The organism is Flavobacterium urocaniciphilum (genome assembly GCF_900110615.1).
GTDB lineage: Bacteria > Bacteroidota > Bacteroidia > Flavobacteriales > Flavobacteriaceae > Flavobacterium > Flavobacterium urocaniciphilum.
The window spans coordinates 447,486-460,282 of record NZ_FOEI01000002.1 but is presented as its reverse complement, the minus strand read 5'-3'; the positions used below and the strand labels follow the sequence as shown (position 1 = coordinate 460,282).

Sequence of the window (12,797 nt, the reverse complement as noted above, 5' to 3'; positions counted from 1 at the left end):
TTTTTTATTTTCTTTGCAATCTTATAAAAATGAAACATGAAAAAATTACTTATACTAACCGTTGCTTTAGTAGTATTAGCTTGTAGTAAATCAACTAACAAAACAGGAAATGTAGAATTAACTGGAAAAGTAGAAGGTTTAAAACAAGGAAAATTATACATTCAACAATTAAAAGATACGAGTTTAGTAATTTTAGACACAATTACTATTAGTGGTGAATCTGAATTTCAAACAAAATTTCAAATTGATGAACCACAAATGTTATATGTATTTTTAGATAGAGGAACTACTAGTTCGATTGATAACAGTATCCACCTTTTTGCAGAACCAGGAAAAATGACTTTAAACACAACTTTAAAGGAATTTTTTGCCAGTGCAAAAATTACAGGTTCTGAAAATCAAAAAGTGTATGAAAAATTCTTAAAAATTAAATCGAAATTAAACAATGAAAATTTAGATTTAGTAGAAAAAGAAATCAAAAACAACTTAGCAAATAAAGTTGAAGCAAATAAAGATATTGAAACTCAAAAAGAAAAACTGAAAGTTAGAAGATATATCACTACTGCAAATTTTGCATTAGTAAATTCTAAATTTGAAGTTTCTCCTTATATTGCTCTTACTGAGATTCCAGATGCGCACATCAAATTATTAGATACAATTAATAAAACTTTAAGTCCAAAAGCAGCAAAATCTTTATATGGTAAAGAATTAGCTAAATGGGTAAAAGAGAGAAAATCAATTGAAGAAAATTAAAATATTCAAAACTGCTTTTAAAGCAGTTTTTTTTATTCTTATGAAACTACTATTCGATACAACATTTAATAAAATCAATTATTCTACTGAATTATTTGAAACAGGCGAATACGATTCATGTGTTTTTAATTCTTGTAACTTCAGTAAAACAATCCTATCTAATAGTTCGTTTATCAATTGCGAATTTATTAATTGTAACTTCGAAACTCCAAATATTAGCAACACCTCATTTAAAGAAGTAATCTTTAAAGAATGTACATTAGTTGGTTTTCAATTTGAATATTGTAATGATTTTTTATTTGAAGTATCTTTTGAAAATTCAGTTTTACAGGTTTGTTCTTTTTTCAAAATGAATTTAAAGAATTCAAAATTCATTAATTCTAAAATTATTGATGTCGATTTTACAAATTGTAATTTATCTAATGTAAAATTTGATTCGTGCGATTTATCAAAATCTATTTTCGAAAACACCAATTTAGAAAAAACAGATTTCACAACAGCCATTCATTTTTCTATCAACCCAGAAAATAACAAGCTTAGTAAAACGAAGTTTTCCAATGAAAATTTAAGCGGACTTTTAAATCAGTACGATTTAGATATTATTTAATTTCCAACCTCGAAATTAAAGGAAAATGATCACTATTATAGAAATCATTTAAAGTTTCAAAACTTTTAATTTGAATGTTTTTATCTGCAAAAATGTAATCGATACGTGCTGGATAATAATTAAAATTATATGTCTTTCCAAAGCCGGAACCATTGGTTTCAAAAGTATCTTGCATGGGTCCTTTTATCGTTCTATAAACGAAAGAAAAAGCACTATTATTCATATCACCACAAATAATTTTTTTGTATTCACAATCTTTAAAATGAGCTTTTAAAAGCAAAGCTTGTTCTTGTTGTTTCGTGAAAGCATCACTTATTTTTCTGAAAATTGATTTAGTTTTAGATTCATCAATTTTTTGAATTTGTTCATCTCCAATTTCAGTACTTATTTTAATGGATTGCAAATGCATGCTGTACACTCGAATTGTATCTTTATCTTTCACAATATCTGCAAAAACTGCATTATTATTAGATTCAGGAAAATTGATTACGCCTTTATCTATAATTTTAAATTTTGAAAAAATAGCATTACCAACAATAATATTTTTCCCTTCTTTAAAGATTTGTTTGTATTTATAATTTGAAAATCTTGTCTTTTCAAAATCAGAATACTCTTGAATGCATAAAATATCTGGATTTTTATCTTCAACTAATTTGGCTATTTGTGCAGGAATATTTGCTTTTTGGTTCCAATTGAATTTATTAAACAATCGAACGTTATAACTCATAACCGTGAAATCATTTTCAGATTTTGGCAATTCCGTTCCTTGTAAATTATAAAATTTATTAATGAATGTAATACCCAACAAAAGAACTAAACCAGAAACAAAAATGTATTTTTTCAATTGAATGAACCAATACAAGAAAAAAAGTAAATTAAGCACCAAAAAAAAGGGTAAAAACAACGTTAAAACACTTAAGAAAGGAAACCATTTAGGGGCCAAAAAAGGCAACAAATAAGCCATTAACGTAGTAATTGCTAATACTACATTAAAAAACAACATGGATTTTGATATAAATGACAATCCTTTAAACACGCTTATTTATTTTCTTTAAATAAAAATTCTTTTTCTTCTTTTGTTAAGCTATCGTAACCCGACTTACTAATTTTATCCAATATTTCATCAATCTGACGTTGCGTAACATTTACATCTTTTACACGCACAGATTGATATTTTTTCTCTGGTTTATTTTTATAAACTTTTTTAAATGTAGTATTTTTTTTCTTTTCCCAAGCAAATATTTTACTGATATCAATACCTCTTAACATTAAAACTGAAAAAATATAACCCATTAAACTTCCAGACAAATGCGCTATATGTCCACCTGTATTATCAGACAACAAGTATAAAACATCTACAAAAACATAAAAAACAGCTACCTGCCAAAGTTTAACATATCCAATGAAAGGCATTCGAATTGGCATACTTGGTGAATAAGTTGCTACTGCAATAAAAATAGCCATTACTGAACCACTTGCCCCCACCAAAAAACTTGAATGCCCAAATAAATAACTATACAATAGATAAAAAATTCCACCAAAAAAACCACCTAAAAAGTAAACCGTTAAAAATTGTCTGGTATTGAAAAAAGTATAAAACAAATTTCCAATGAAGAACAGAAAAATCATATTGAACAATAAATGAAACGGACCTGAATGCAAAAAAATATAGGTCAATAACGTCCATGGAAAAAACACGGCTTCTTTATAATCCGATGATAAAGCAAGCCATGTAGGGTAATTAAAAGCCCCAAATCTGAATTGAAAAAAGAAAACAATACTTACAAAAAACACTAAGACATTAATAAAAATTAATTTCTGTGGAACATCTCCAAATTTGTATTGTTGTTTTAAATCGTTAAATATGCTCATTTATATATCTTGAATATTTTTACTTTTTACTTAGCTCTTTTTACTTGAAATTTAAAACACTAATTCCATCTCGTATGGTTAAACTTCTTATTGCGCCAAACCATCATCAAAATAAAGCCGGTTAATGCTCCTCCAACGTGAGCAAAATGGGCTATATTTCCACCACCAGAGAAAATTGAAAAACCTGTTGTACCTGAAAACAAATCTAATCCAACAATAATCGGTACAAAATATTTTGCTTTTATTGGCACAGGAATGAATAACATCATTAATTCAGCTAATGGGAACATAAACGCAAATGCCACTAGTAAACCATAAATAGCTCCTGATGCTCCAACGCAACTTCCATACATAACAGATAGTTTATCAAAGTCAGCTTGAGTACAATTCGCTTTTGTTAATATTTCATCTACTTTCCCTATAGAATGACCATTTGAATCAAATACGTCTTTTAAAGGAGTATCAAAAATAACTTGTAAATCTTGTGGAGAAATTTTTAATTGATCTACTACTTGATGTATTTCATAATAATTCATTCCTGTTTGTACTGCTGCAGCTCCTAATCCGCATGCAATATAAAAAAACAAGAATTTTTTTCCTCCCCAATAATGTTCTAAAGCTGAACCAAACGAAACCAACGCAAACATATTAAACAATATGTGAGCAAAATTTGGCATTGGGGCGTGCATGAACATATGTGTAAATGGTTGCCAAAAACGAAACTTTTCACTTTCGAAATAATATAAAGCTAAACTATCATAGTTCTGAGTCATAAATTGACTCAAAGCAAAAACTATAACATTAATGATTAATAGTTGCTTAACAACCGGTGTCATATTATTAAACATAATTAAAATCTTTTATCTAAATCTTCTGTGGTTAATGTAATAAAAATAGGTTTGTTAAATGGCGATACATTTGGATCTTTACAAGCAAATAACCCATTTACTATATTTTCTAATTCGGCAGTATTTAAATACTTACCCGTTTTTACAGCTACACTCCTAGCCATAAATTTTGAAATACTATCGGTTAAAGAAAAACTATCTTCTGGTAGGTTTTCTTGTAAATTATAAATCAAATCATGTAAAATTGAATTCACTTCAGTATCAGCAATTTGAGCAGGCAATCCGGAAATTACAGCTACATCTAATCCCATCTTTTCAAAAGCAAAACCAATTCCTTCTAAATTAGGCTGTATTTCTTTCAAATACATCATTTCTTCTCTTGAAAATTGAATTTCTAAAGGAAATAACAATTGTTGACTAGAAGCATGAAGTACTGTAATATTCGTTAAGAATTGTTCATATAAAATGCGCTGATGTGCACGATTTTGATGAATAACCAACAAGCCCGATTTCATACTTTTTATTATGTACTTTCTATTGAATTGATACATTAAAGTCTGACTTTCCACAATTTCTTCATCAAAAAGTTTACTAGCCACTACTTCGTTTTCAAAACTCACAGAAGCCACTTCAAAAGTGTCCTGCTTTAAATCGGTATATAAACTTTCCCAACTTGGCTGAGAAATTGTATTCTTTGTATAAGAAACTGATGAACTTGAAGTACCCGATGAATATGATTTTTTAGGTTCAGTTTCAATTGCAAATGGATTAAAAGTACTATCCACTTGTATAATTGGTGTATCCAAAACTTTGTCTTTATAATGATACGGAACATCCAATGTTGCGTCGCGTTCAAAATCTAAAACTGGCGCCACATTAAACATTCCTAAACTATGTTTAACAGTAGAACGTAAAATTGCGTATAAAGCTTGTTCATCATCAAACTTCACTTCAGTTTTAGTAGGATGAATATTAATATCTATCGTATGAGGCGGAACTTCTAAATATAAAAAATAACTCGGCTGATTATTATCTTTAAGCAATCCTTCATAGGCACTCATAATAGCATGATGCAGAAACGGACTTTTAATGAATCGATCATTAACTAAAAAAAACTGTTCCGAACGATTTTTCTTTGAAAATTCTGGTTTTCCAACAAATCCACTAATTTTTAAAATTTCTGTTTCTTCTGTAACAGGAACTAATTTTTCATTCGTTTTTCCTCCAAAAATATTTACAATTCGTTGGCGGTAATTAGAACTTGGTAAATTAAACACTTCACTCCCATTACTAATCATGGTAAAACTAATGTTAGGATGTGCTAAAGCAACACGTTCAAACTCGTCAATAATGTGTTTCAATTCTACATTATCCGATTTTAAAAAATTACGACGTGCTGGAATATTGAAAAAAAGATTTTTAACTAAAAAAGAGGTACCTTTAGGTAAAACCGCTACATCTTGAGTGACCAATTTACTACCTTCAATGATGATATGAATACCTAACTCTTCTTGTTCTTGTTTGGTTTTCAATTCTACATGCGCAACTGCAGCGATAGAAGCTAATGCTTCACCACGAAATCCTTTGGTATGTAAGGCAAATAAATCTTCTGCATGGCGTATTTTAGATGTGGCATGTCGTTCGAAACATAAACGGGCATCTGTAACATTCATTCCAGAACCATTATCGATGACTTGAATTAAAGTTTTTCCAGCATCTTTTACAATAAGTTTAATTTCGGTTGCTTTTGCATCTACAGCATTTTCAATAAGCTCTTTTACCACTGAAGCGGGTCTTTGAACCACTTCTCCAGCCGCAATTTGATTCGCTACATGATCAGGTAATAATTGAATAATTCCAGACATTAATCTGTTATAAGTTATAAAGGGTTAAACGACAAATTTAATGAAATTAAGATGAAAAAATATCATAAAAGCAATGTTCTTAACATAATTTAATAACATATTTTTTTGTATTTTGTAAAAAATTTCAACTATGAAGAATTATAGCGATGCCATAATTAGATTAAAAGAAAAAGATTTAAATTTTAGGATACATCTTCTGGAAGAAAATTTACTAACGGAAGATTATCATGCAGAAATGGAAAAAATCCATATCGATAATGCCCGAAAACTTAAGCACATCATCAAAGAAATTGGTTTTCCAACCGTTCAAAAAGTAGGTCAAGAAGCCTACGATGCCGCTTGGTTAATTATTCAACACGCCATCAGCTTACCCGTTTTTATGAAATCGTGTTTGTCGTTAATGAAAAAAGAAAAAAAAGACATCAACCCAATTCATATTGCTTATTTAGAAGATCGTATTCATTTTTTCGAACACAAACCTCAACTATATGGAACTCAATTTGATTGGGATGAAAATGGAGTTTTAAATCCAGCTCCATTTGATGATTTAGACAAAGTTAACGAAAGAAGAAAAAAGCTTCATTTGAATACTTTAGAACAACAAACCTCGCATTTAAGAAACGAAGCTAAAATAGAAAAAGAAAATCCACCTTCAGATTGGGAACAAAAACAACTACAATTTGAAATTTGGCGCAAGCAAGTAGGTTGGTCGAAATAAAAAAGTCCCGATACAATCGGGACTTTTATTTTTATTTTCTATTTAAATCAATCATCTTAATAGCAGCTATTGCGGCTTCCACACCTTTATTCCCGTGCTTCCCTCCACTTCTATCAATAGATTGTTGCATATTATTATCTGTTAACACACAAAAGATTGTTGGAACATCATATAACAAATTCAAATCTTTCATGCCTTGCGTAACGCCTTCACATACAAATTCAAAGTGCATGGTTTCACCTTTTATTACACAACCGATTACGATTACAGCATCTAATTCCAATTTTTCATGCATTTGACGTGCTCCAAATATTAATTCGAAACTACCCGGAACATTCCATCTTGTAATGTTTTCTGTTAATGCACCACAATCTGTTAATGCAGAAACTACACCATTATACAAACCTTCGGTAACGTTGTCGTTCCACTCTGAAACAACAATCCCAAACCGAAAATCTTTCGCGTTTGGGATTGTGTTTTTATCGTATTGAGATAAATTTTTATTTTCTGTTGCCATTATTTTTCTAAAGTAGCAATTAAAGCATCAACTGAACTACCTTCTTGAGACGTTTCATATTTCTCTTTGATAGTTTTTAAATATCCTAAAGCCTCATCATTTTTCTTTAAAAAGATTGCCATGTTAGCCGCTTTTAATAAATATCTTGGAGTAGCATAATCATTTTCAGAAACATTAGCTGCTTCAACATATAATTTTAACGCTTCTTCATTTTTATTTAATTCAGCATTTGCATCACCTTTTGCACCAATAGCTAAAGCTTTTAAATTCACATCACTAGTAGAAAAGTTATCTAAATGCTCAATAGCTTTGTTAAAATCTTTTAAATGTAAAGAAGCCATACCAGCAGAATATTCCGCTAAGTTTGCTGCTTTAGTCCCTGAATACTCAGCGATAACTCCTTCAAAACCTAATTTTCCTTCACCACCTTTTAAAGATAATTTAAATAAAGAATCTTGTTTTTCTGTAGCATCAACCGCTTGTTGAAAATACATTTGCGCTTGATTCATTTCTTTAAATGCTTCTTCCTCTTTTGGAGTAGATACAAATTTGTTAAATAAAATATATCCTAAAGTAACAACTGCTATTGCACCAATTACACCTAAAATAGCTTTTTGATTTTTAATTACCCACTCTTCTGTTTTGTTTGCAGTTTCGTCTAATGTATTAAAAACACCGGCAGTTGTGCTTTCGTTTTCGTTTACATTAATATCTTCTACTGTTGTATCAAACGCAGGTTCTTTTTCTACTTCTGGTTTTGGGGCTTTATAACCTCTTTTATTATATGTTGCCATTTAACTTAAATTTTGTTAGAGGTGCAAAAATATAATTTTTATTTAAATTTAAAAGTTCTTTTATTATATTTTTAAAATTTGAACTTACATTTGTACTCTAAAGTAAAAATAAACACACTTTTCAAGTTCGAATAACGTGATTTTAAAAAAGCTATCCTTACTTAATTATAAAAATATTGCCGATAATTCATTCGAATTTGAAAGCAAGATTAATGCTATAGTAGGTAAAAACGGCATTGGCAAAACCACCATATTAGATGCTATTTATCATTTGGCTTTTGGAAAAAGTTATTTTAATCCGCTTTCTACGCAAAACATCAAACATGGTGAAGAATTTTTTGTAATCGATGGAACATTCGAAAAAGAAAATCGTACCGAACAAATAATCTGTAGTTACAAAAAAGCGCAAAAGAAAATCTTAAAACGCAATGGAAAAATTTACGATAAGTTTTCAGAACACATCGGTTTAATTCCGATTGTAATTATCTCGCCAAGTGATACCGATTTAATTATTGAAGGAAGCGAAACCAGAAGAAAATTCATCGACAATGTAATTTCTACTTTTGATGTTACCTATTTAAACACCTTAATTAATTATCAGAAAACCTTGCAACAACGCAATGCACTACTAAAGTATTTTGCTTTGAACCAAGTTTTTGATGCTGATAATTTGAGTATCTATAATGAACAACTTTCAGAATTCGGACACGTTATTTACAAAAAAAGAAAAGAGTTTTTAGAACAATTTGTACCGGTTTTTCAAGAATTATATGAAATCATTTCGGAAAATGCTGAAAAAGTTTCCATTGAATACGACAGTCAATTACACCTTGATTCTTTAGATAATTTATTACATCAAAACCTTCAAAAAGATAGAATTACTCAATATACTACGGTTGGAATTCATAAAGATGATATTTTATTTAACATTACTGATTTTCCTATAAAGAAATTTGGATCTCAAGGTCAACAAAAATCATTTTTAATCGCTTTGAAATTAGCGCAATTCGATTTCATCAAAAAACATACGAAAACCTTACCAATTTTGTTATTTGATGATATTTTTGATAAATTAGACGCTTTCAGAGTTCAACAGATTGTAAACATGGTAAATGATGATGTATTCGGACAAATTTTTATTTCCGATACTCATGCCGATCGAACAGAAAACATTATCAAACAAACCCATAAAAGTTATAAAATATTCAATATTTAAATTATGAAAAACATTAAAAACATATTAGCAATTGCTATCTTTTTCTTATCAATAAGCTGCACGAATAGTCAAAATTACAAAAGCATAAATGCCACAGAATTTAAAGATTTGATTATAAAAACAGAAGAAGCACAAATTTTAGACGTTAGAACACCAGAAGAATATGCCAATGGTAAAATTGCAGATGCTAAAAATGTAAACTGGAACGGTGATAATTTTGATGCTGGAGTGGCAACATTAGACAAATCTAAACCTGTTTTTGTATATTGTTTGTCTGGTGGAAGAAGTAAAAAAGCAGCTAATCATTTAGCGGAATTAGGCTTCAAAAACATCATTGAATTAGATGGTGGATATATGGCTTGGGAAAAAGCAAATCCGAGAACAAATGCCGTATGGTCGGGAATGACACAAGAAGAATACAAGAAATTAATGGTTTCTGACAAAACAGTTGTGATTGATTTTTATGCAAAATGGTGTGGTCCTTGTAAAAAAATGGCTCCATATTTAGATAAAATCAGCACAGAAATGGCAGAAAAAGTAATCGTTCATAGAATTGATGCCGATGCCAACAAATCGTTATTTAATGCATTAGGTTATCAAGGTTTACCTGTTGTAATAGTTATTAAGAACGGAAAACAAACCTTTTTTAAAAACGAATTTGTTTCTGAAGAAGATTTGAGAAAACAATTGTAAGAAAAAAGTAAAAAGTATAAAGAGCCAAGTAATATAGCTTTTCATTATCATTAATTACTATTCACAAAAAACATGAATATCACCAAACAACAATCGTTAAAAAAATACAACACTTTCGGAATTGAAGCATTTGCAACTGAATTTTGCGAAGTAAATTCTCCAAATGAATTAGCAGAAGTATTAAAAGAAAACCAAAATAAAAAGTTATTTATTTTAGGCGGTGGAAGCAACATGTTGTTAACTCAAAACATCGACGCATTAGTTCTACACATCAATAACAAAGGTATTGAAGTTGTAAAAGAAGACGATAATTACGTTTGGGTAAAAGGAAACGCTGGTGAAGTTTGGCACGAATTTGTTATGCATTGCATCCAAAATAATTATGGTGGAATTGAGAATTTATCTTTAATTCCGGGTAATGTTGGCGCAACTCCTATCCAAAACATTGGTGCGTATGGCGTAGAAATTAAAGATACGTTTGTTTCTTGCGATGCGATGAATATCCAAACACAAGAAATTACAACTTTCGACAAAGAGGCTTGTCAATTCGGATATAGAGAAAGTGTATTTAAAGGCGAATTGAAAAATCAATATGTAATATTATCTGTTGTTTTCAAATTAAGCAAAAACAATCATAAACTGAACACTTCTTATGGTGCTATTGATACTGAATTGGAAAAAATGGGTATTGAAAACCCAACAATTCAAGATGTTAGTAAAGCCGTGATTGCGATTCGTGAAAGCAAATTACCGAATCCAAAAGAATTAGGAAACAGCGGAAGTTTCTTTAAAAATCCGATTGTTCCAATTGAAATTTACGAAAAAGCAAAAGCAAATTATCCAGAAATGCCGCATTATCCTGTTTCGGAAACTCAAGTTAAAGTACCTGCTGGTTGGTTAATTGAACAAGCCGGTTTTAAAGGAAAACGTTTTGGCGATGCAGGAATTCACACCAAACAAGCATTAGTTTTAGTTAACTACGGTAAAGCAACTGGAAGTGAAATTTGGGCAGTGGCGCAAAATGTACAAAATACAGTTAAAGAAAAATTCGGAATTGAAATTGAAGCGGAAGTAAATGTGATTTAATTTACGATTTGGGAGTTACGATTTATGATTTACTATATTCAAAATAGTAAATACATTTTATTCTAGCTTTTAACCAAAAAATTAAACTTGAAATTGTAAACAATTAAGCCTAAATTTGCACAACTTTTAAGAGAAACATGGAAACAATTTTATTTATACTTTTTATTGCATTTTTAGTATTTTTTGTCATTCAATTCATTTATCAATCGGTTGTTTTTAGTCGTTTTTCATTTGTTCAACCAAAGAAAGACACTCCAAAAAGCATTCCTGTTTCTGTACTGGTTTGCGCCAAAAATGAATACGAAAATCTGAAAAAGATTTTACCTATTTTAGTTTCTCAAAATTACCCAAACTACGAATTAGTCTTAATTGACGATGCTTCTAGCGATGAAACACTTGATTTATTAGAAGAATATGAAAAACAATATTCGTTTATTAAATTAGTTAAAGTTAAAAATAATGAAGCGTTTTGGGGAAACAAAAAATTCGCATTAACTTTAGGAATAAAAGCCTCTAAAAACGAATATTTATTATTCACTGATGCCGATTGTTGTCCGAATTCCGAAAATTGGATTACCGAAATGACATCGCATTTTTCTTTCAAAAAAACCATCGTTTTAGGTTATGGTGGATATGAAAAAATTAAAGGTTCATTTTTAAACAAAATCATCCGTTACGAAACCGTTTTAACCGCTATACAATATTTTTCTTGGGCGAAAATTGGAAAACCTTATATGGGTGTTGGCAGAAATTTAGCGTATAAAAAATCGGAGTTTTTTAATGTAAATGGCTTTATCAATCACATCCGAGTACGTTCAGGTGATGACGATTTATTCATTAATGAAGCAGCTAATAAAGCCAATACTGCACTTTGTTACAACCCTGAAGGTTTTACGTATTCTAAACCAAAAACAACCTATAAAGATTGGTTTTTACAAAAAAGAAGACACGTATCAACTGCAAAGCACTATAAAGGTTTTGACAAGTTTCAATTAGCTTTATTTTTTATTTCACAAGTTCTTTGCATTACTTTGGCAATAATTTTGTTATCTTTCCAATATAATTGGATTATTGTAGCAAGTGTTTTAGGCTTCCGATATATTTTTAATTGGATAGTTTTAGGTTACGGAGCTGCGAAATTAAACGAAAAAGACATTATAGTTTGGTATCCAATTTTTGAAATCATTTTAATTTTTACACAAATCAGAGTTTTTTTTACAAACCTGATTTTTAAACCGGTACATTGGAAGTAAAACAAGAAAAAATATTAAAATACATTCAAAAAGCAAAACAAGGCGATCAAGTTGCTTTTACGTTTCTTCTCGATTATTATTGGAATGAAGTGTATGGCTACATGCTTAAACGTACTGAAAACGAAACTGATACAGACGACATTGTAATTGAAACTTTTGCAAAAGCATTTGATAAAATTAGTACTTACAATCCGGAATTTGGTTTCAACACTTGGTTAATTACTATTGCGAAAAATGTACATATTGATATGCTTCGCAAGAAAAAATCAACGCTATTTCTAGAAATTACCGACGAAGAAGACAGTATTGCGAATCAAGTTTTAGACGACACTCCGACTGTTGAAGACACTATCATCACCGAACAAAACTTATCTAAACTTTTACAACAAATTAAACAGTTAAAACCTGCTTATCAAGAAGTTATACAATTGCGTTATTTTCAAGAAATGAGCTATCAAGATATGGCCGAACAATTGAATGAGCCATTGAATAACATCAAAATAAAATTACTTCGTGCTAAAAAATTATTAGCCGAAATTATAAGCGGAAAATAGATTTTTACTTCATAAAAATTT

General features: G+C 29.7%; 14 protein-coding genes. 8 read left to right on the top strand and 6 right to left on the bottom strand.

Annotated features, from left to right (window positions below; genetic code table 11):
* Positions 1 to 36: 36 nt before the first annotated feature.
* Positions 37 to 753 (top strand): DUF4369 domain-containing protein, encoded by a 717-nt coding sequence (locus tag BMY86_RS06220; RefSeq protein WP_091466557.1) that lies wholly within the window; start codon positions 37 to 39, stop codon positions 751 to 753.
* Between the two features lie 40 nt (positions 754 to 793).
* Positions 794 to 1,360: a pentapeptide repeat-containing protein gene (locus BMY86_RS06215; protein WP_143065611.1), complete on the top strand. Its 567-nt coding sequence runs from the start codon at positions 794 to 796 to the stop codon at positions 1,358 to 1,360.
* Here the strand turns inward: BMY86_RS06215 and BMY86_RS06210 are convergent.
* From BMY86_RS06210 to mutL, 4 genes are read right to left on the bottom strand one after another with little or no spacing between them, the layout of a single operon-like run.
* Positions 1,353 to 2,363 (bottom strand): endonuclease/exonuclease/phosphatase family protein, encoded by a 1,011-nt coding sequence (locus tag BMY86_RS06210; protein WP_091466551.1) that lies wholly within the window; start codon positions 2,361 to 2,363, stop codon positions 1,353 to 1,355. The two genes, BMY86_RS06215 and BMY86_RS06210, sit on opposite strands and share 8 nt — an antisense overlap.
* A gap of 35 nt (positions 2,364 to 2,398) precedes the next feature.
* Positions 2,399 to 3,232 carry a rhomboid family intramembrane serine protease gene (locus BMY86_RS06205; protein WP_091466548.1) on the bottom strand — a complete coding sequence of 278 codons (834 nt, stop codon included), beginning with the start codon at positions 3,230 to 3,232 and terminating at the stop codon, positions 2,399 to 2,401.
* Positions 3,233 to 3,291: 59 nt separating this feature from the next.
* Entirely contained in the window at positions 3,292 to 4,080 is a 789-nt protein-coding gene (locus tag BMY86_RS06200; RefSeq protein WP_091466545.1) for a rhomboid family intramembrane serine protease, read from the bottom strand.
* A 2-nt stretch (positions 4,081 to 4,082) separates the two neighbouring features.
* A complete protein-coding gene (gene mutL / locus BMY86_RS06195; RefSeq protein WP_091466542.1) occupies positions 4,083 to 5,945 on the bottom strand; it encodes a DNA mismatch repair endonuclease MutL in 1,863 nt (620 codons plus the stop codon).
* 130 nt (positions 5,946 to 6,075) lie between these two features.
* Between mutL and BMY86_RS06190 the strand changes: the two genes are divergently transcribed.
* Positions 6,076 to 6,663, top strand: coding sequence for a DUF6624 domain-containing protein (locus tag BMY86_RS06190; RefSeq protein ID WP_091466540.1), 588 nt, complete (start codon positions 6,076 to 6,078; stop codon positions 6,661 to 6,663).
* A 31-nt stretch (positions 6,664 to 6,694) separates the two neighbouring features.
* Here BMY86_RS06190 and ribH read toward each other — a convergent pair whose 3' ends face one another.
* A complete protein-coding gene (gene ribH / locus BMY86_RS06185) occupies positions 6,695 to 7,180 on the bottom strand; it encodes a 6,7-dimethyl-8-ribityllumazine synthase (protein WP_091466538.1) in 486 nt (161 codons plus the stop codon).
* The gene (locus tag BMY86_RS06180; protein ID WP_091466535.1) at positions 7,180 to 7,974 is read right to left on the bottom strand and encodes a tetratricopeptide repeat protein; all 795 of its coding nucleotides are present in this window, start codon (positions 7,972 to 7,974) and stop codon (positions 7,180 to 7,182) included. Before BMY86_RS06180 ends, ribH begins: the two co-directional genes overlap by 1 nt.
* A 136-nt stretch (positions 7,975 to 8,110) precedes the next feature.
* On the opposite strand from BMY86_RS06180, the gene recF reads away from it, so the two are divergent.
* The 5 genes from recF (at position 8,111) to BMY86_RS06155 (ending at position 12,776) form a co-directional block, all read left to right on the top strand.
* A complete protein-coding gene (gene recF / locus BMY86_RS06175) occupies positions 8,111 to 9,190 on the top strand; it encodes a DNA replication/repair protein RecF (RefSeq protein ID WP_091466533.1) in 1,080 nt (359 codons plus the stop codon).
* A 3-nt stretch (positions 9,191 to 9,193) separates the two neighbouring features.
* A complete protein-coding gene (locus BMY86_RS06170) occupies positions 9,194 to 9,883 on the top strand; it encodes a thioredoxin domain-containing protein (protein WP_091466531.1) in 690 nt (229 codons plus the stop codon).
* Positions 9,884 to 9,955: 72 nt separating this feature from the next.
* Positions 9,956 to 10,969, top strand: coding sequence for a UDP-N-acetylmuramate dehydrogenase (gene murB, locus BMY86_RS06165; RefSeq protein WP_091466529.1), 1,014 nt, complete (start codon positions 9,956 to 9,958; stop codon positions 10,967 to 10,969).
* Between the two features lie 146 nt (positions 10,970 to 11,115).
* Positions 11,116 to 12,222 carry a glycosyltransferase gene (locus tag BMY86_RS06160; protein WP_394332563.1) on the top strand — a complete coding sequence of 369 codons (1,107 nt, stop codon included), beginning with the start codon at positions 11,116 to 11,118 and terminating at the stop codon, positions 12,220 to 12,222.
* Complete coding sequence (locus tag BMY86_RS06155; RefSeq protein ID WP_091466525.1) at positions 12,213 to 12,776, top strand: RNA polymerase sigma factor; 564 nt, start codon at positions 12,213 to 12,215, stop codon at positions 12,774 to 12,776. Before BMY86_RS06160 ends, BMY86_RS06155 begins: the two co-directional genes overlap by 10 nt.
* The last annotated feature ends 21 nt before the right edge of the window (positions 12,777 to 12,797 follow it).